Consider the following 20,444-nt stretch of genomic DNA (forward strand, 5'->3'; position numbering starts at 1 on the left):
CACTGGGAGGTGAAAAGGATGAATCCAGATACATTTCTGCACAATTTGCATTTTGATATTGACGGAATAACCCCGCCAGATTGGGAAGTGGATTGGGAAGATGCGCCACTGGCCTATAAGCTTTACCGGGGCTTGCCGGCTGTCCCGCTGTCATTGGAGGTTCCCCTTTCTCTAAAAGAATGGGAAGCACCGGCAAAGCCTGATCGCAGGAGAATCGGAAATTTTCTCTGGTACACATTCGGTCTCAATCAATTTTCCCAGTCTGTCTCCCCATTCAGTTCGGAGGAGCATTGGGATATTATGCAGTCGTTACGGCGCTCTGTGCCTTCTGGCGGAGCGCTGTATCCTAATGAACTATATATGTTTCTGAAACTGGAGGATTTGCCGGAGGGGATCTATCACTATGATGTGCTGCACCACCGCCTGGTGCTGCTGAGAAAGGGTAATTTCGATTCCTATATAGCCCGTGCCCTTGGCGGCCGGTGTGATGTGTCTTCCTGTTTTGGAGCTGTGTTCGTGACGACCGTGTTCTGGAAAAATTACTTTAAATACAATAACTTTGCGTACCGTCTGCAGGGTCTGGATGCCGGGGGAGTGATTGGACAGTTAATAGAGGTTTCAAAGAGGTTCGGTTTTGCAGCGGGAGTTTACTTCCAATTTCTTGATCGAGCCCTTAACCATCTCCTTGGACTGTCTGAAGACGAGGAGAGCGTATATGCTGCAATTCCGCTGTCTGTTGAACCGACCGGCTGGGCAAGCGCGAGAAGCAGGAGTGAAATAACAACTGCCTCTGAATTATGCGAGGAAATAACCCCGATTCGGACTAAAAACTTAGTCAGATCTAAGAAGATAAAAGATTACCAGATGTTAACCAGCATCAATAAAGCGTCCATGCAGGAATCCACTAATTCGTTTAGTCAAATCATGCCTCCAGAGTCACACAGTGAGGGACGGCCTGTGACTCTTCCTCCTGTAAACAGGATATCGTATGATTTGGCGTCGGTCTGCCGGGAGCGATTTTCACCGGATATGGATTTCGCTTCAGGGAGGGTTAGCCGGGAGCAGCTTGCTGCCCTGCTTCAGGAGGCGGCCGAATCGTACCTATATCGAAACGACTTAGATATGGCAATTGAAAAGCGCGCGTCACGCGTAACTATATATATGTGTTTGAATCATGTTGAGGGAATCCCGGATGGAGCCTATTATTATGACAGCGATGCCCATTCGCTTAGGGAGATTAGTCCCGGAGACCATCGGCTTGCGCTGCAAACCGGAATGCCTGCAGGCAATGTGAATCTGTTTCAAGTCCCGCTATGCTTTCATATAGCAGGGGATAAAGCTTACCATAAAGCAGAATTGGGCTGTAGAGGCTATCGCATTCAGCAAATGGAAGCTGGAATGCTTATGCAGCGATTACTTATTGCAGCGACAGCGCTAGGGATGGGCGGACATCCGCTCCTCGGGTTTGATGCGAAGATAAGTGATGTAATTTACAATTTGGAAACACAGGGAAAAACGAGCCTTATCCAAATCCCGATTGGCTTCTACCGGGCCCGTCCGTGGCTGAGGGGGAATTTAATTAGCTAGATTAGAAGATGATGGTGACTGAAGATTGGCGGCCATAATGAGGAGTGAAGAAGTAATATTGTTGTTAATAGAGTAAAAATGGACGTTAAAGTTTTTGATTAACGACCAATTTTTTTAGTACAGAAGGAAAATCGTCGTTAATGAAGATGATTAACGCCCGAAAATCACGGAGCATAGTAAAAAGGGTCGTAAAAGTCTCTGATTAACGACCATTTTGTGTAGAGGAGAAGGGAAATCTTCGTTAATGGAGATGAATAACTCCAAAAATCATAGAGCATTGTTAAAATGGTCGTTAAATCCCCTGATTAACGACCATTTTGTGTAGAGGAGAAGAAAAATCGTCGCTATTGTAGTTGATTAACTTCTAAAAAGCACAAAGCGAAGAAAATGGTCGTTAAAGAGAATTGGCATAGAGAAACGTCACACTATATCAAATGGTATAAAAAAGGAACAATATTTCCGCCAAGTCAAAACTGTATGAAAAAATCCCCCTCTTTATTAGCACTTTGGACAATTGAATTTTCTGAAATATCGAACTACTATTAGAACCAAGCAATTCTTTTATGGAGGGGAACAAAATGATCTCAAGTTCAGTAAAGGGAAGAACAGATTTTTCCATTCGTGATATTTGGGAAGCAAAGAAACGGATTTCTTCGCTGGTCTATAAGACTCCACTGATTCAATCGGCTATCCTGTCTGAGAAATTGGGCCGCAGGGTATTTTTGAAGCTGGAGAATGTGCATGAAATTGGCGCCTTTAAGGTCAGAGGGGCGGCGAATAAAATTTTGAGTTTGAGTCCTGAAGCGAGAGAACGGGGAGTTGCTACCTATTCGACAGGGAACCATGGTATGGCTGTTGCATATGTAGCAAAAAAACTTGGTATTGAGGCCGTTGTATGTATATCAAACCGTGTTCCAAAAGCGAAGGTTGATTCTTTAAAAAGGCTGGGAGCCAAAATCGAAATCTACGGTGACAGCCAGGATGCCGCCGGGGAACGATGCTTTGAATTGGAGAGGACGGAAGGGCTGACGGTGATTCAGCCGTTCGATGATCCCCATGTGATTGCCGGACAGGGAACGATTGGGCTGGAAATACTGGAGGAGCTTCCGAATGTAACGGATGTGATTGTTCCCCTTTCAGGCGGCGGGCTTCTTTCAGGGGTTGGACTCGCAGTAAAATCAAATGATAGTGAGATAAGGGTTTCCGGCGTTTGCATGGAAAAATCGGCTGTCATGTATGAGAGTTTAAAAGCAGGAAAACCGGTAGTGCTTGAGGAGAGTGAGACTCTTGCTGACAGCTTGCTGGGCGGAATCGGTCTTGATAACAGCTACACCTTCCGAATGGTTCAAGAATACATGGATAATGTTTATCTGATTCCTGAAGAAGAGATTGCCTACAGCATGGCTTTTATGATGGATAAGCACAGAATGATTATGGAGGGAGCGGCAGCAACCGGAGTAGCAGCGGTTTTAGGCGGGAAAATTCCCCGGCAGGAGGGGGATGTTGCTGTCATCATTAGCGGGCATAATGTGGATCTTTCTGTCATTCAGCAGATCATTCAAGATTATTCATCGTGAGTGAATCATCTTGAAGGTCAGATTTTCCTTTAACTGTCAATATGGAAATATACTTAAAATATTATAGTAATAAAGTAATAATTAGAAAAGTGTGAAATTTTTAGTGGACGTCTCTTTCTGAATATGGTTACCTATAATTAAAGTCTTCTATCATTTTAATCTTAAGGTGTTCAGAGGGGAGCCAACATGAGATTAACAGTTAGTGATGTACTTCAAAACCAGATACTTAATGGTGCTAAGGTTGTTACCGGTAAAGAATATGCTGAAAAACGGCATATTCAATGGGTTTCAGTCATCGAAATGCCCGTCGAAAACTTTGTCCGAAAAAATGAAGCGGTATTGACAACAGGGATCGGCTGCGGTACAGATGTTGAAACGTTCAAAAGGTTTGTACAGGATGTTATCGATTCCGATGCTTCGGCCCTGATGGTCGCGCTGGGAAGATACATTTTCGACATACCAAGTGAAGTGGTTGAACTGGCTGAAAAGAATAATTTTATTATTATTGAACTTCCATGGGAAATCCGTTTTTCCAGTATTATCGAATTGGTCATGAAAGAGATCAATGACATCGAATATAAAGAGCGAAAAAAATCAGAGAAGGTTCAGCAGGAGCTTCTCCAGCTAATCTTAAAAGATACCAATCTGAAGGAAATCTCTAAATTCGTGGAAAAACATATCGGGTATCCCATCGTTATTACAGACCGATCTGGAACCCTCCAAGAAAAAAGCATCCATACGCAATCCTTTATAAAGGAATGGAAAAAGTTTGTCCTGCAGGGAATTTTGCCAACAAGGGAAGAGAACACTCTTTTAAAAGGGGACCCTATGTTTCAGAAGTTCCAAATGATTCAAGTAGAAAACCGCATGGTTTATCAAATTCCGGTGCTCCAGGTAGCCGACAATCCACAAGGATATATTTTTGTATTGGTCCCAAAATCCGAATCAATCGAATCCTTTCTCACTCTTTTTCGGGTTAACGTGTTAGAGCATACGGCCACAACGATTGCTCTTTGGCTTTCAAGGAGAAATGCCATTGAAGAGACCAAAATGCGCCTGCGCAGCGATTTTGTCCATGAGCTGTCCAAGGGCGAATTCCTATCACTTGAGCAAGCCGATACAAGGGCAAAGCTGCTGGGTTATAATCTTAAGCTCCCATATGTGTGTATTGTCGGGTATCCGGAAAATATGGAACTATTATTCCAAAAACGCAAGCAGGACTATGATTCCTATGAACATTGGCTTGTAAGCATGATTCAATATATCGAAGAGGAAATCTACTATGCTGCACAGTCTCTTAAAAAGGACTTGCTGATGACCTACCAGGGGGACCAGCTTGTACTATTCCTGGAAATACCTGGGATAAAGGAAAATGAAAACGCTACAAATTTTCTTGATCTGGTGGAACGGCGCCTCGGAAATCTGCTTCCTGAAGTAGTCATATCCTGGGGAATCGGCAATGCGTTTGAAGGCATTTCAGGATTTGGGGAAAGCTTTCGCCATGCAGGCACTGCATTAAGCATCGGGCGGAGGAAAAAGGGTCCCGGCCATCGGATGCTGTATGAGCAGACAAGAGTTGACAGGGTTCTATTAAATTTGGCCGGCAATAAAGAATTGGAAGAAATAATCATGTCAACGATTGAACCACTTGTACAATATGACGAGCAGCGGCATATGGATCTGATTGGCACGTTCATCGCCTATAATCAATTTCACGGGAATGTAAGCCAGACAGCAAGATCACTCAATCTTCACCGGCAGTCCCTTCTGTACCGGCTAAGGAAGATAGAATCTTTAACGGGTCTTTCCCTTATTGATCCCGATGATTTATTTCTTTTGGACCTGAGCATTAAGATTTGGAAAATAGGAGAACATGCCGAAATGGCAAGACAATATTAAATATTATAAAGACTGCGGAAAATCCAGAAAGGGTTTCCGCAGTTTTTTTGATTATATTTTGAAAATTTATAACCTTTCAATAATTTGACTGAAATAAAAATTGAATCTTCATACAATTTTGCGGATGATAGTTTTTCTGTGCTGACCCTATAATGAACCTACAAACGAAATAAGTTAATTTTACCCGGTTTGGTAGGAAGGAGAGCCACCATGTCATTTGGAACAGCAGAGTATAAAACAAGAATCTTGAAGACGAAAGAAAAAATGGCAGCAGAAGGGATCGAGGTATTGCTTATTACCGACCCCGCCAATATGAATTATTTATCCGGCTACGACGGATGGTCCTTCTACGTGCATCAAATGCTTGTCATCATTATTGATGAGGATCAGCCGATCTGGATTGGCAGGGGGCAGGACGCAAATGGAGCGAAGGTAACGACCTGGCTCTATCATGAGAATATCATCCCGTACCCTGATGATTATGTACAATCTGACACTAAGCATCCAATGGATTTTGTGGCCGAAATTTTAAAGCAAATCGGACAGCAAAATCGTTCCATTGGGGTTGAGATGGATAACTATTATTTCACGGCAAAGTGCTATGAGCAGCTGAAAAAGGGACTTCCCAATGCCCGTTTCCAGGATGCATCCCTCTTGGTCAACTGGGTACGCATTATAAAGTCCGATACAGAGATCGAGTATATGAAAAAAGCAGCCAAAATTGTGGAGAGCACAATGGCAGCAGGAATTGAGCTGGTGAATGAAGGTGTACGGGAATGTGATGTGGCAGCAAAAATCTTTCATACACAAATCACAGGCACAGAAGAATTCGGAGGGGATTACCCGGCAATCATGCCTCTTCTCCCATCCGGAGAAAGAACTTCCACACCGCACTTAACCTGGACGGACCGGCGATATAAATCAGGCGAGCTTGTGATTCTGGAATTGGCCGGATGCTATAAACGCTATCATTCCCCACTAGCCAGAACCGTCCATATCGGCCAGCCATCAGAAGAAATCAAAGTTCTTTCCGAGGTGGTTGTCGAAGGGTTGAACGAATGTCTGGATATGATTAAGCCAGGGATTGCCTGCGAGGAAATTGAGGAAGCATGGAAAAAATCGATTGAAAAAAGCGGAATTATCAAAGAATCGCGCCTGGGATATTCGATGGGTCTGAACTATCCTCCAGATTGGGGCGAGCACACAGCAAGCATCCGCAAAGGAGACAAAACGATTCTTCAGCCGAATATGACATTCCATTTAATCCCGGGCATCTGGCTTGATCAATACGGATTCGAAGCAAGTGAATCCTTCAGGGTAACCGAAACGGGATGCGAAACATTCGCAGAGCTCTCAAGGGACTTATTTATTAAAGAAGCATCACTTTCAAAAATTTAAAGGGGTGAAGCCGAGAGATGCTCATTTTTACAGAACAGGAACTGAAACAGCATGTGCAGCTGAACAAAGAAGCAATCAGCATTGTGGAAGCAGGTTTTACGAAGCTTGCAGAGGGTGAAGCTGTCATGCCGCCGATTATGCGGGTGGACCTGCACGGCCAAAATGGCGAAGTGGATGTCAAAACCGCTTATGTCAAAGGTGAGGACATGTTTGCGATCAAAGTATCTTCCGGATTTTTCAATAATTATAAGCTGGGACTTCCAAGCGGAAATGGACTGATGCTTTTGATCAGCACTCAAACAGGCATCCCGCAGGCAATCCTTTTGGATAATGGCTATTTGACCGAGGTGCGGACCGCTGCAGCGGGAGCGATTGCTGCAAAGTATCTAACCAGAAAGAACATTGAAACGGTTGGCGTGATAGGAGCAGGAAGTCAGGCGAGGTTTCAGGTAAGGGCGCTCAATCTGGTGCGTGATTTTAAAAAGATTCTGGTCTATTCCAGGTCAGATGATCGTTCCAGAAAGTATGCAAGTGACATGTCCGCTGAATTAGGGGTTGAGGTCCAAGTCGCCGAGAGTCCCGAATATTTAGTCCGAAATAGTGATACGGTCATTACGACGACGCCGGCAGCAGAACCGGTGATCAAAGCGGAATGGCTTCATCCCGGACTTCATATTACGGCTATGGGATCAGATGCTGAACATAAACAGGAGCTGGAAGCAGAAGTCCTAGCTCGTGCGAATAAGCTTGTCTGCGATGCAAAAAAGCAATGTGCCAGACTTGGAGAATTGCATCATGCCCTGGACAAAGGAGTATTAACGAATGAATCGCAGGTTATTGAACTGGGTCAATTAACATCCGGAAAGGTAAGCGGCCGGATCAATGACGAGGAGATTACGGTTTGTGATTTAACCGGTACTGGAGTCCAGGATACTGTTATTGCCCTGTTTGCCTATAGTGAGCTGGTCAAGCGGGACATCGGCTTGAAGATTGAGAACAAAGAATTGGCATTAAAAAATAGATAAGGAGTGATCGTATGGTAAAAGAAAACGTTCAGGCAGGTACAAAAGCGGTATGGGCTGGGGAAAAGGAATATTTGGTGCATGGAGCTACCCAGGTGCCGGTCGTACTCAGTGTGGCATATGGCTATGATGACATGGATGAGTGGTATGATGTAGCGATTGGAAAGAAAAAAGGCCATATTTACGGAAGAAATACAAATCCAACGGTCCAGTCATTTGAAGATAAAGTAAAAATCCTCGAAGGTGCCGAAGCAGCAACAAGCTTCTCGACAGGCATGGCTGCCATCAGCAATACATTATCGACATTTTTGGTGCCGGGAGACCGCATTGTATCCATGAAGGACACTTATGGCGGAACGAACAAGATTTTCACAGAATTCCTGCCGCGCCAGCAAATCGATGTGGTACTTTGCGAAACGGGGAATCACGAGCAGATTGAGGAAGAAGTGGCAAAAGGCTGTAAAATTCTTTACTTGGAAACACCGACGAATCCAACGGTTAAAATCACGGATATCGAACGGATGGCAAAAGCAGGACACGAAGCCGGTGCGATCGTCATTGTCGATAATACGTTTGCAACGCCAATGAATCAGAACCCTATTAAACTTGGTGTCGATCTGGTTATCCACAGTGCTACAAAATTCCTTGGCGGGCATGCCGATGCACTTGGCGGAGTCGTTTGCGGGCCTCATGATTTAGTAGAAAAAATCTATCATTATCGCGAAATCAACGGCGCCACAATGGATCCGATGGCAGCTTATTTGATGATCCGCGGAATGAAAACGCTTCACCTCCGCGTCCGCCAGCAATGTAAAAATGCGATGGCGCTCGCCAAATACCTGCAGACAAAAGATATGGTGGAATCGGTTTATTACCCGGGACTAGAAACACATCCAAACCATCATATTGCCAAAAAGCAAATGAAGGATTTTGGCGGGATGCTCAGCTTTGCTGTTAAAGGCGGAGTCGATACTGTCCGTGACCTGCTGCCAAAATTGCAATTCGCTAACCGCGCTGCAAACTTAGGTGCTGTTGAAACAACAGTAGGGCCGGCCCGAACAACAAGCCATGTGGAATGTACCCCTGAGGAGCGTGCTGCTGTCGGCATTCCGGAAGGATTAATCCGCGTCTCCTGCGGGATTGAAGAAATTGAGGATATCATTGCAGACTTTGAGCAGGCATTCAGCCATGCAGAAAGTGTTTTGCAAGTAAAGTAGATTACTAGTTCCAATTGAGGTGAGAGAGGATGTCAGATCATCATCCTACGTTTGAGCAAGCGAATAAACTGGCTGGCCGTCTCGCAGAATGGCGCCGTCATCTTCATCAGCATCCCGAACTCAGCTTTCAGGAGTTCGGGACCTCCCGCTTTGTTGCGGATGTGCTAAAGGAAATAGGCGGAATCGAAGTAGAAACAGGAGTTGGCCTTGAAACAGGAGTGGCAGGCACTTTGACCTCGGGGGATGGTCCAGTCATTGCCTTAAGGGCAGATATGGATGCCTTGCCGATTACGGAGGAAAATAGAACAGGCTATGCATCCAAAACAGAGGGTGTGATGCATGCATGCGGACACGATGCACACACCTCCATTCTACTCGGAGCAGCTTCCATCCTTTCTGACCAATTTAAAAAGGGTGAATTGAAAGGGACGGTTAAATTCATTTTCCAGCCGGCTGAGGAAAGTACGGACGATCATGGACTTTCCGGTTCACCATATATGATCGCTGCAGGGGCTTATGACCAGGCTGATGCGGCCCTTGCCCTTCATGTCTGCCCGTGGCTTCCAGTCGGGGAAGTCCAAATCAGCGATGGCTACAGCATGGCTAATGTGGACGTTTTTGAAGTGAAAATTCATGGCACAGGAGGCCATGGAGCTTATCCGGAGCTTGGCACAGATCCTATTTGGATGCTTGGGCCGGTTATGCAGGCGCTGTATGGAATTACGGCAAGGAGAGTCTCAGCGCTGGATGCTGCCGTTATCAGCATAGGCCAAATCCATGCAGGTACAGCAAGCAATATCATCCCAACTGAGGCAGTTATTCAAGGCACCATTCGGAGCTATACACCGGAAGTCCGTGATTTATTGGCATCTGAAATAAAGAAAGCGCTTTCTATTGTGGGGCATCTGGGAGGTACCTTTTCCCTGAGCATCCAAAGAGGGGAGCCGGCTTTAAAAAATCATCCTGCCGTCAATGAATGGATAACCGACGCCATTAAACAGACGTATCCAGGCATGGGAATTACAAGGCGCCCATTTGGACTTGGCGGAGAAGATTTTGGCTATGTGACTGAAAAAATACCGGGATCGATGTTTTTCCTTGGTTGTGCATCAAGAGAGGGAGGACAGCGCGATCTTCATACTCCGATTTTTGATTTGGATGAAGCCTGTTTGCCGATTGGGACAGCCATTTTGGCACAAACAGCAGGCCTATTTTTAAAAAAGAAACCGAAAATACGAGGAGACCAGAATGTGGAGGTGGAAATGCTTGGCACATAAATTGGCGTTTATAGGATTTGGGGTTGTTGGCCAGGGCTTGGCGGAAATTCTCCGTGATAAAAAGCAGAACCTGAAACAGAACGAAGGATTTGAAGCTGAAATCGTGGCTATTTCCGATTTGATGAAAGGGTCGATCTACCATCCGGGCGGCCTGGATATCGATACCGTTTTGCAAGTAGTGCAGGAAACCGGAAGTTTGGAAAATTATCCGGAAACACCGGGGCTGATCAGGGGATGGGACAGCATCCGAACAATCCGGGAAACGAATGCAGATACGGTTGTCGAGGTTTCCTATACAGATGTCAAAACCGGTCAGCCTGCCATAGACCACTGCAAGGCTGCTTTTGAAAAAGGAAAAAATGTGGTGATGACCAATAAAGGTCCCGTTGCCCTTGCGTACCAGGAGCTGTCCCAGCTGGCACAAAAGCATAACGTCCAATGGGGATTTGAGGGCACGGTCATGAGTGGCACACCAGCATTACGAATGCCGGCAGCTACTCTGGCCGGGAATGACATTACGGAAATCCGCGGCATATTGAACGGGACAACCAACTACATTCTGACCAAAATGGAACAGGAGGGCGTTTCGTATGAAGCGGCTTTAAAAGAGGCGCAAGAGCTCGGCTATGCGGAGGCAGACCCTGTCAGCGATGTAGAGGGCTATGATGCCAGATATAAAATTGTCATTCTCGCAAACCATGTCATGAACGCGCCTTTATCAGTCGGGGAAGTGGAATGCCAGGGCATTACAGGCATCAGGCTGAACGATATTGAAAAGGCGAAGGCGGAAGGGAAGACCTGGAAGCTCATTGCAAAAGCCAAAAAAGAAAACGGAAAGGTGGTTGCCTCGATCGCTCCTGAGAAGCTGGATGCTGCAGATCCTTTGGCTTTCATTGGAGGAGCTGTCAATGCCGTTACGTATCAATGCGATCTATTGGGCACAGTCACCTTAAGTGGTGCAGGAGCTGGGAAAATAGAGACAGGATTCTCCTTATTGATTGACTTAATTTCCATTCATCGGCAAAGGCAGCTTGTTTCAATCTAATACGGAAAGGCGGTAATAAGCATGACCACTCAATTAACCGGACAAAGAATGTTTCTCGCAGGCGAATGGACGGCAGGCGAAAGATTAATTGAAGTTCGTGATCCGCAGGATAACAGCATTATTGATACGGTACCTGCAGCTTCGAAGGAAGATATGCTGAATTGTATTGAAGAAGCGAAAAAGGGAGCGAAAATTGCGGCTTCCCTGCCGGTTCACCAGCGCATGGCGATTATTAATCGGGCTGCAGACTACATTGAAGCCAAAAAAGAAAAATGCGCCCGAACGATTGCAAGGGAAGGAAGCAAAACCATCCGGGAAGCTTCTAAAGAAGTGGAAAGAGCCATTCAAACCTTCCGGATCAGTGCAGAAGAAGCAAGAAGAATTCATGGAGAAACCATTCCGTTTGACCAGATGCCCGGGAGTGAAAACCGCCTGGGATACTACCGCCGTTTCCCGATTGGAATTATAGGCGCCATTACACCATTTAATGATCCATTAAATCTCGTAGCACATAAAGTCGGTCCTGCGATTGCTTCCGGGAATGCGATTATCGTAAAGCCTGCTACTGTGACTCCCCTCAGCGCTCTTTTAATCGCTGAAGCCTTTGAAAAGGCTGGACTGCCTCCTAAAGTGTTATCCGTCATCACGGGGCATGGAAGCGAAATTGGGGATGCGCTTGTGACCCATCCTGCCGTGCGCATGATTACCTTTACGGGAGGACTGGATGCCGGGGAACAAATTACCCGGAAAGCGGGATTGAAAAAGATTAGCATGGAGCTGGGATCTAATTCGCCTGTCATTGTCCTTGAGGATGCTGATTTGGAAGAAGCTGTGGAATCAACGGTTTCCGGAGCGTTTTGGGCAGCAGGGCAAAATTGCCTCGGTGTTCAGAGAGTGTACATCCAGGATTCCGTATATGAGGCTTTTCAGCAGGCATTCGTTGCCAGGACCAATCAATATCGCGTAGGGGATAAGCAATCAGAACAGACAGATATGGGGCCGCTCATTACGGAAAAAGAGGCTGTTCGTGTGGAAAAGATGGTTAATGAAGCTGTTGAAAAAGGAGCAGCCGTCTTAACAGGCGGGAAGAGAAGCGGGGCATTCTACTCGCCTGCTGTTCTCGCAAATGTACCGGAGAATTGCACCATTGCAAAAGAAGAAATTTTTGGTCCGGTTGTACTTTTATACAAAGTATCGTCTCTTGACGAAGCAATCAATAAATCGAATGACATAAATTATGGCTTGCAGGCCGGAATATTTACAAAGGATATTGAAAAAGCACATAAAGCCATTGCCCAAATGGATGTAGGCGGAATCATGATCAATGACAGCAGCGATTACCGAATTGATGCGATGCCATTTGGCGGTGTGAAAAATTCCGGGTTAGGCAGGGAAGGAATCAAATTTTCCATCCAGGAGATGACAGAACCGAAAGTAGTCTGCTTTAAATTAGCAAACGCTTAACAGTTTATTAATTTCATAATACAAGACAGCTGTCAGGCTGCCTGAATAGGGGTGAGGAAGAACCATCCGGATGCTCCGGGGGTCTTCCTTTCTTATTAGATAGCTGAAGTCATACTTTATGTCATTCAACACCATTCCTAAGCCTCTGAGGTGCGGACAGGCTTTAATGGAAAAACTCTATCAAACTCGCAGGCACACAGGTACCAGTGTCAAATAAAGGATAGATTAATAAGGAGGATTTTATTTTGAAGAAAAACGGGGACCGAGCTTCATATAACAATCCAGTCTTTAAAATCTCAGCGATCATAGTCGGACTTTTTACGATTTGGGGAGCTTTTTCACCTGATAGCCTTGCTAAAAATGCTTCTCTCGTTTTTAACTTTACAAGTAAATCATTTGGATGGCTTTATTTATTCAGTGTAGCTCTTTTTGTTTTCTTTTGTTTATACCTTGCTTTTAGTAAATTTGGAAACATAAAACTTGGGCCGGAGGGAGAAAAAGCGGAATACTCCTTATTTGCCTGGATCAGCATGCTGTTCAGCGCAGGTTTCGGGGTAGGAATTGTCTTCTGGGGTGTAGCAGAGCCGCTTTCTCACTTTTCCACGCCGCCGCTTCCAGGAGTAGAGCCGCAATCGGCAGAAGCCGCACGGGTAGCTATGCGCTATTCCTTTTTTAACTGGGGCATCCATCAATGGTCTGTCTTTGCCGTAGTCGGACTGGCTCTTGCTTATTACCAATACCGTCATAAAAGAAAGGTGCTTGTAGGTGAAGTATTAAGCGCCAATCAGCCCCAAAAAAGAAAAAGGCTTAAGACAGCAGTGAATATACTGGCGGTTATTGCGACAGTAACAGGGATTGCGACTTCGATGGGAATGGGCGTCCTGCAGATTAATGGCGGCTTGAACTATGTCTTCTCAATCCCGAACAATCCGCTGATGCAAATCGGCATTGTAGGCATCATGCTAGTCCTTTATCTTGTTTCAGCGACAACCGGTATTGATAAAGGCATTAAGATTCTGAGTAATACTAACATGTTTTTGGTTATTGCTTTAATGGTGATCTTCCTGTTCAGCGGCCCTACTGTATTCATATTTGAAAGCTTTGTTCTGGCCATTGGCGATTACATCCAGCATTTTGTTGAAATGAGCTTCTATTTGACCCCGTACACTGGTGATGCGTGGGTTCAGGATTGGACCATTTTTTATTGGGCATGGGTGATTGCCTGGTCTCCATTCGTCGGTTCCTTTGTTGCCAGGATTTCAAAGGGAAGAACGATCAGGGAATTTGTTATAGGCGTCATGATTGTCCCTCCAGCTATCGGTTTTGTATGGATGGCCATTTTCGGAGGAACCGGATTGTACATGGATTTATTCCAGGGTACCGCCATATCAGAAGCCGTTTCAAAAGATGTGACAACTGCCATTTTCGTTCTGCTGAAAGAATTTCCATTATACTCACTAATGTCAGTGATTATGCTTGTCCTTATTGTTATTTTCCTTGTTACTTCAGCGGACTCGGCTGTTTTCGTTCTGGGGATGATGACCTCAGATGGAGATTTGAATCCATCTAACATGGTTAAAGTGATTTGGGGAGTCTTAATGGCTGGCATTACCGCCGTATTAATTGCGAGCAGCGGATTAAAAGGGCTGCAAACGGCCTCCCTGGTCACCGCTCTACCTTTTACCATCATACTGGGCATTATTAGCGTTTCACTGTATAAATCATTGTCCAGGGAGACGAAAGAGATACAAAAACAAGCTGAATCGGTTCCTCTGAAGAAAGCACAGTAATAATTTCTCAAGAGGGACTGAACAATAAAATCGCTATTCTTTTTGTCATGTTATGGAAAGGATAGCATTTTTTTTAGATTCAAAAACTTTAAATGGAAAAGAGGAAAGGGATATTCATAATATACGGTGAAATATAAATATAGATTGTGCGGAGTTGCAAAAAATAGTTTTGCTCTAAACTGTATAAAATGGGGGGCTAAAAATGAAAAGAATGTGCAATCAGTGTCAAACTGAAATGATAGCAGATTGCAGAGCAACTGTTGAATCTGACTTGGCTGGAATTAAAATTAGTCAAAAGCGTAAAGGGCTTTTTAAAAATGTCTCCGCAAAGACGAAAGCTGCTGTCTGCCCGAATTGCGGCAATGTTTCTTTCTATGTTGAGGATTATCAAATATTTATTAACTAATTTTAAAACACTCAGAGTCTATAACTCTGAGTGTTTTAATTTCAGCGGGCGGTTACTGACCAAACTTCCTCTGATAATGAGCCAAAGCAATCAGCGGAAAGATATATCGGTAGCTATGATAATGAATGTAAAAACTTCCGGCCATAGCCTGCCCTTTTGGATAGTCTGTCGTCCAATCTTTTTTTTCAATATTGCTAAGCAAATACTGAATTCCCCTTTGAATCTGTTCAGTTGGCTGATTTTCAGCTGCAATGAGGGCATCCACCGCCCATGCCGTGTCGGTGAGGGTACTTTTATTCAAAGGTACGTATGACTTCTGGCTGTCGCTCAGGCACGATTCCCCCCAGCCGCCATCCTCGTTTTGTATTTTTTTCAGCCAGTCTATAGCCTTCCTGACAGAAGGATGGCTGGAGTAGCCTGTTGCTGAAAGCCCTGTTACTGAGGCCCATGTGCCATAAATATAGCAAATGCCCCATCTGCCATACCAGGAACCATCTTGTTCCTGATGATCAAACAGCCAGTTAACTGCATTTTTCATCAGCGGGTCGTCAGCTGGGAGATTCGTATAATTCCCCAAAAATTCAAGTGTCCTCCCGGTCAAATCTGCTGAGGTTGGGTCGCCAAACATGTATTCACCCTTTTCAATTGGAAGGAAATCGAGCCATGGATTTTCGGTATTTCGCTCAAACGAAGGCCATCCGCCATCATCATTCTGCATGGATAAGAGCCACTGAATGCCGCGGTCCCAGGCACTCTGGTATTCGGAACTTTTCTCGGCACCTCCGGCGATTGCCCGTAATGAAGCAGTGGTATCATCGACATCAGGATTAAGCGTGTTGACATCGGAAAATCCCCATCCGCCAGGCTGTCCATGGGGGTTATGAATGGCCCAGTCCCCATACTTAGTATGCTGGCGCTTCAGCAAATAAGAGTTTGCCCTCTTTACTGCCGGGTCATCTGGCGTGACACCTGCTAATTGAAGAGCAGTGCTGATTAGAGATGTGTTCCAAACACTGGCGTCTGTGTACTGCATATGAGGGTGGGCGTCTATATCTGCCTGAAACGATTTCAGCCCCTCAACTGCATTCCTGATAACAGGCTCATCCTTGGAATAACCAATAGAAAGAAGCGCAAAAATCATTAAAAAGGTAGAGCTGAAATAACTATAGAAGGTCCCATCCGGCTCTATTCGCTGGAGCATATATTCCTTTGCCCGGTCCATTGCCAATGAGTGAAGATGTTCAGGAAGCCCTAAAAGCCCTTCAATGCCATCTTTGATGAGGGATAAAAACGATCGGTATTCCGGCAGAATGTCCCACTGGGCTCTTGTTAACAGCAGGTCTGAAAGGTCAGGGCTGTTTTTTGCTCTGATGCTGAATTTCTTTTCAGAAAGAATCAGAATGGGGGCCAGATTCACACGCCCATACACCGAAAATTGATAAAAGTTGAAAGGGAAGGACAGGGGCAAAAGCATAATTTCAACGAGAAGCGGAAAGTTATCAGGCCATGGGTACTGCCCCGTAATGGATAGCATGATTTTGGTAAAAATATTGGCTTTCTCCATTCCGCCATGCTCCCGTATAAACTTCCTGGCTGCCTGCATTCTTTTATCTTCCTTCCCGATATATCCTGAAGACAGCAGTCCATAATAAGCCTCCAGCGTAGCATTTGCATTTCCAGCCGGCTCATCATGGAAAAGCTTCCAGGAGCCATTATCTTCCTGCATGCTCAGAATTCTTGAAGCCAGCCCCCGAATTAATTTTTCATCATGTATCTCCAATGTCCTTAATAAAATGATCATATAAGCGTCTGTTACAATGCCGGTCTCAAAAGGATATTTCCATGAACCATCGGGGGACTGCTTTTTTCTTAATGCGGCGATAAGTCGTTTCATGCCAGCAGCGGTATTGGTCATTTCATGCACATTCCTCTCCGGTTAATCTATTCCTATAAATACATATTCATATCACGGTGAGAGAATTCATGGAGGAGGGATGCCTATCTTTTTTAAAAAGAAACACACAATGGGCTGGTTAAAGGAAGAATTAAAGAAAAAGGCAGCAGTAAAAAAACATATCAACCTTTCAGATGAAGAAAAGGAGATCCTGGACCAGGTAAAAAGGGAGACCATAAAATGGAACGTGAATAACGTCACCCGGACAAAAGCCTATCTTGATTTTTACCGGCAGCATCCTGAAATCCATTGGGCCTTTTTGGGCCATATGGTTTCACGCAATGGCGGCTGGAATATGACTGATTTAAAAGGGGAGCTCTTATCCCGTTTATTATCACATCGTGAAAAGGAAACCTTTTTTGCTTTTTTGGAAAGAGGGAACTGGCTCATTTTTCAAGATGCCTATCCGCAATTTTTGATATACAGGGAAAGCCTGAAGCGGAACAAGCCCTTGTTTCACCTGTTTTCATCCATTAATATCTCCGTTTTTATGGAAACAGTCTGGAGCTGTTTTTGGAGGAAGCCTGATCCCTATGTACTCACCATTGCCCTTATCATCAATGAACAGAGCTATTTAGAAAAAAGAGTCATTCAAAACCCTCAATATAAACTTCAGGTATTTCAAAAACTTGAATTTAAGCTGCAGGAGCTCCTGTCCTTCAATCACATCCTTTTTCCTTATGAAAAAAAGGGGGCCATCCAGTTGAAAGGACAGACCTTAAATCATTTTGAATCGCTGCACGAACGAATTACATTAGGAAAAAGACTGTACGATGTTCTGTTTAAGGACAAAGAGGGGCTTGCATTAACGGAACAGTGGGCAAATGCCCATCCGCATACCGGCTCAAGGAAGGATTATTGGCCGCATATTTTCAATGATGTCCATGAAGGGCTGCCAGGCGAGCAATATCAGTTTCAGCTGAAGTCGTGCCAGCTCCGGCCAGGGGGAAGAAGGATTTTCAGCCCAAGCCTTGAAATTGCCTGGAAAAACGTCAGCCAGCCTGAAGCAGAGCCAGGCGACTGGTATGTAAGTGATCATGTATTGGATTATTTTGTGGAATTAGATGATTTAATAAATGGGGAGATCCGCAATGCATACTGTAAAACACTTGAAAGGCTTGAGCTCGCAGCCCTTGCCAAAAAGGCGGTCTGGAATTAAAAGCTATATGCCGGCCATGCTGCTGGCATCACTGTTAGGAACATATTTAGATTTATATTTTACCGGGAAAGGGATGTACGCTTTCCCAACGCGGCCATTCTCAGACATATTTACGATCAATATTGTATTTACCCTGGCCGTCCTGCCAATCTTTATGATTCCTTTATTAAAGATAATGGAAATCGTGAAGGGCTGGTTTCGGGGAATGTTTGTTTTGATCATAAGTCTAGCGATGGCAGCCGGAGAAAAAATGGCAGAGAGTTTCGGAATGTTCGTTCATGCTGAAAACTGGGATCATCTTTATACCTTTATAGGCTATTGCCTGTTTATTGGATTGGTCGCTTCCTTTCATGGATGGATGAATAGGAAGGGATAAAGGGTTCCGGTTATTGGTGATAGATTAATGCTTGGACACGAAGGGGTAAACATAGGGGGCTGCTCTAGCAGCTCCCTTTCTTATTGTGCGAGAGCTGCTTCACCGTATAATGTGAGTAAATTGTGGGAAGCTATCTTAAATTAATCATCATACAGGATGCTGGGCAATGGATAATTTTGAAAATGATAACACCGCAAGGTATTACAAAGCTCATGTGAGCGTTTGGGGCACCTCTCAAATTCATTTGAGAAATCCTTATATCATCGGCTGGTGGTCAGCTGCGTTCCCTGGATTTGGACATTTGCTTTTGTCAAAATTTCTTAGGGGTTATGTCTTATTTATTTGGGAAGTCCTCATTAATATTAAAGCGAATGTCAACTTAGCTATGGTTTACTCATTTCAAGGCCATATTGATATGGCGAAGGAAATTTTGGATACCAGATGGCTGCTTATGTATATTCCTGTCTACTTTTTTGCTATATGGGACAGCTATCGAACCACTGTAGATATGAACAAAGTATATATATTAGCCAAAAATGAAGGACATAGAATCAATACATTTAGTTTAGGACCAGTGGAAATTAATTATCTTGATAAAAGAAGCCCACTTATGCCCATTATGTGGTCATTATTTGTACCAGGACTTGGACAGCTCTATATACATAGAATTTTGACAGCATTTTTTCTTATATTCTGGGTTGTGGTCTTCTTTTATCTTTCGCATGCACAGCAGGCAGTGTCTCTCTTGTTTCTTGGGAAAATCCAGGAGGCGACCTCTGTTTTAAATCCGGAATGGCTCCTATTTCTTCCATCCCACTATGGCTTTGCAACGTATGACTCCTACATAAATACAGTCGAAAATAATAAACTTTACGAAGAGGAACTAAGAAGGTATTTAACAGAACATTATCAGTCAAAGGGTCTCCAAATATTGAAAAGACAAAAAGGTGGCGTGAATAAAATGCAGTTATTTTCAACTTTTGAAAGTAACTCCTTTTTAGAATTGGCGATTTCTACACTTGAGAAAAACGGGATACGAAAGGAAGATATTTATGCTCTTCCTCTTTGTAATCGTATAGAGGCACGCAGGGTTTTTGACTCACTTCATCGCTCAGATGGCACGTCTCTCATTGATATAGGCATAGCGCTTGCAACAGCCTTTGGTGTCATTGGGGCCAGCATTGGATTCAAATTAGCATGGGGACCAATATATTGGGGACTTATCGCTGCGTTCATCGGTTTTGCAGTAGGTTTTTCTATTAGAATATATACTGAAGTCATTTTGAAGAAAAAGAAGAGGCTATTAAAAGGGAAGCATTCAGAAATAATTCTTATCGTTAATTGCGAAGAACAACAATCTGAGTTAGTAAAGGACATACTGTTCAAACATTATGCAATAGGTATTGCGGCAGTCCAATGAGTTTGTGGATTGAAGTAAAAAGATTTCTTTCATTGTTTTCTGTTAAGTCTCAGACTGCAGGAATACCAAAGATATTATTATCGAAAAAAGGTGAGTGTTTTGAGACATAGGAAAGAAAAATTTATTGAAACGGCTTCCTGGGTTATTATGGTGCTGGTACTGATTAAATACGTACCAAGGAATCGCCTTAGGGAAGCAAATATAGCCTTTTTATTTAAACAAGTTATTACTTGGCTATTTGGATTAATGGTTACAGAATATAGACTTATTAGGTATCCTTACAGAATGTTCTTTAGAAGATCCACCAAATCAAGCTTTACCTTTGAGTATTTTGTCTATCCTGCTTTATGCGTTTTATTCAATCTGTATTATCCTGATAAAAAAAATTATTTGTATAAAGCTTTTCATTACTTTTGGCACACAGGCATTATTACTCTTTTAGAGCTTTACGCTTTAAAGTATACACGGTTGATTGTGTATAAAAGATGGACTTGGTATTGGACTTTTGCTACTGTATGGATTACTTATTATATTTCAAGAGTATATTACAGGTGGTTCACAAGAGAAAGCTAGGTTACGATTAGGGTAAATTTGTACTTTACCGCATTTAAATTAAGAAGGAATGTTACCTTTACCTCTGCTGACTCACAGTCCCATTCGTGTGGATAGTATCCTAATGGGGTGCAGATGATTTCCATTCCTTTTTCCTGTTCATGATCTCGTGTATGAATATGGCCAAATATATATTTTTTCACACCAAATTTCATTGCTAATTCACCGAAGTATGAACTGCTCATCGTAGCATTGAAAAAATCCCGGCTATGGTCGTCCTTTCATTTAACAAATCTAGGAA

Annotated in this window: 16 protein-coding genes and 1 pseudogene; 15 read left to right on the forward strand and 2 right to left on the reverse strand. The window is 43.9% G+C overall.

Annotation, left to right across the window (positions count from 1 at the left end; genetic code table 11):
* Positions 1-18: 18 nt before the first annotated feature.
* From NSQ49_RS22650 to NSQ49_RS22700, 11 genes are all read left to right on the forward strand, one after another.
* Positions 19-1,587, forward strand: coding sequence for a SagB family peptide dehydrogenase (locus NSQ49_RS22650; RefSeq protein WP_251284201.1), 1,569 nt, complete (start codon positions 19-21; stop codon positions 1,585-1,587).
* Between the two features lie 578 nt (positions 1,588-2,165).
* Complete coding sequence (gene eutB, locus NSQ49_RS22655) at positions 2,166-3,164, forward strand: hydroxyectoine utilization dehydratase EutB (protein ID WP_251284202.1); 999 nt, start codon at positions 2,166-2,168, stop codon at positions 3,162-3,164.
* Between the two features lie 186 nt (positions 3,165-3,350).
* The gene (locus NSQ49_RS22660) at positions 3,351-5,063 is read left to right on the forward strand and encodes a PucR family transcriptional regulator (protein WP_251284203.1); all 1,713 of its coding nucleotides are present in this window, start codon (positions 3,351-3,353) and stop codon (positions 5,061-5,063) included.
* Positions 5,064-5,273: 210 nt separating this feature from the next.
* Positions 5,274-6,461, forward strand: coding sequence for a M24 family metallopeptidase (locus NSQ49_RS22665; RefSeq protein ID WP_251284204.1), 1,188 nt, complete (start codon positions 5,274-5,276; stop codon positions 6,459-6,461).
* A gap of 17 nt (positions 6,462-6,478) precedes the next feature.
* On the forward strand, positions 6,479-7,486 hold the full coding sequence (locus NSQ49_RS22670) for a cyclodeaminase (protein ID WP_251284205.1): 1,008 nt from the start codon (positions 6,479-6,481) through the stop codon (positions 7,484-7,486).
* 11 nt (positions 7,487-7,497) lie between these two features.
* Positions 7,498-8,700: a cystathionine gamma-synthase family protein gene (locus NSQ49_RS22675; RefSeq protein ID WP_251284206.1), complete on the forward strand. Its 1,203-nt coding sequence runs from the start codon at positions 7,498-7,500 to the stop codon at positions 8,698-8,700.
* Positions 8,701-8,729: 29 nt separating this feature from the next.
* Positions 8,730-9,977, forward strand: a complete 1,248-nt coding sequence (locus tag NSQ49_RS22680) for a M20 metallopeptidase family protein (protein WP_251284207.1) — start codon at positions 8,730-8,732, stop codon at positions 9,975-9,977.
* Positions 9,967-11,022 (forward strand): homoserine dehydrogenase, encoded by a 1,056-nt coding sequence (locus NSQ49_RS22685; protein ID WP_251284208.1) that lies wholly within the window; start codon positions 9,967-9,969, stop codon positions 11,020-11,022. Before NSQ49_RS22680 ends, NSQ49_RS22685 begins: the two co-directional genes overlap by 11 nt.
* A 21-nt stretch (positions 11,023-11,043) precedes the next feature.
* A complete protein-coding gene (locus tag NSQ49_RS22690) occupies positions 11,044-12,486 on the forward strand; it encodes an aldehyde dehydrogenase family protein (RefSeq protein WP_251284209.1) in 1,443 nt (480 codons plus the stop codon).
* A 245-nt stretch (positions 12,487-12,731) separates the two neighbouring features.
* Positions 12,732-14,276 (forward strand): BCCT family transporter, encoded by a 1,545-nt coding sequence (locus NSQ49_RS22695; RefSeq protein ID WP_251284210.1) that lies wholly within the window; start codon positions 12,732-12,734, stop codon positions 14,274-14,276.
* A gap of 202 nt (positions 14,277-14,478) precedes the next feature.
* The gene (locus NSQ49_RS22700; protein WP_159863016.1) at positions 14,479-14,682 is read left to right on the forward strand and encodes a nucleic acid-binding protein; all 204 of its coding nucleotides are present in this window, start codon (positions 14,479-14,481) and stop codon (positions 14,680-14,682) included.
* Between the two features lie 52 nt (positions 14,683-14,734).
* Here the strand turns inward: NSQ49_RS22700 and shc are convergent, their stop codons facing one another.
* A complete protein-coding gene (gene shc / locus NSQ49_RS22705) occupies positions 14,735-16,597 on the reverse strand; it encodes a squalene--hopene cyclase (protein ID WP_341071370.1) in 1,863 nt (620 codons plus the stop codon).
* Between the two features lie 79 nt (positions 16,598-16,676).
* On the opposite strand from shc, the gene NSQ49_RS22710 reads away from it, so the two are divergent.
* The 4 genes and pseudogenes from NSQ49_RS22710 (at position 16,677) to NSQ49_RS22725 (ending at position 20,164) form a co-directional block, all read left to right on the forward strand.
* Positions 16,677-17,795, forward strand: coding sequence for a DUF2515 family protein (locus NSQ49_RS22710; RefSeq protein ID WP_341071372.1), 1,119 nt, complete (start codon positions 16,677-16,679; stop codon positions 17,793-17,795).
* Positions 17,770-18,171, forward strand: coding sequence for a CBO0543 family protein (locus NSQ49_RS22715; protein ID WP_341071373.1), 402 nt, complete (start codon positions 17,770-17,772; stop codon positions 18,169-18,171). The genes NSQ49_RS22710 and NSQ49_RS22715 overlap by 26 nt, the downstream gene beginning before the upstream one ends.
* Before the next feature lie 166 nt (positions 18,172-18,337).
* A pseudogene (locus tag NSQ49_RS22720) lies at positions 18,338-19,117 on the forward strand (hypothetical protein); the annotation flags it as partial.
* 621 nt (positions 19,118-19,738) lie between these two features.
* Positions 19,739-20,164 carry a CBO0543 family protein gene (locus NSQ49_RS22725; RefSeq protein ID WP_285870378.1) on the forward strand — a complete coding sequence of 142 codons (426 nt, stop codon included), beginning with the start codon at positions 19,739-19,741 and terminating at the stop codon, positions 20,162-20,164.
* Here NSQ49_RS22725 and NSQ49_RS22730 read toward each other — a convergent pair.
* The gene (locus NSQ49_RS22730) at positions 20,161-20,358 is read right to left on the reverse strand and encodes a hypothetical protein (protein ID WP_159863020.1); all 198 of its coding nucleotides are present in this window, start codon (positions 20,356-20,358) and stop codon (positions 20,161-20,163) included. The two genes, NSQ49_RS22725 and NSQ49_RS22730, sit on opposite strands and share 4 nt — an antisense overlap.
* Between the last annotated feature and the right edge of the window lie 86 nt (positions 20,359-20,444).

This window comes from Cytobacillus sp. FSL R5-0377 (assembly GCF_038004385.1).
Classification (GTDB): Bacteria; Bacillota; Bacilli; order Bacillales; family Cytobacillaceae; genus Cytobacillus.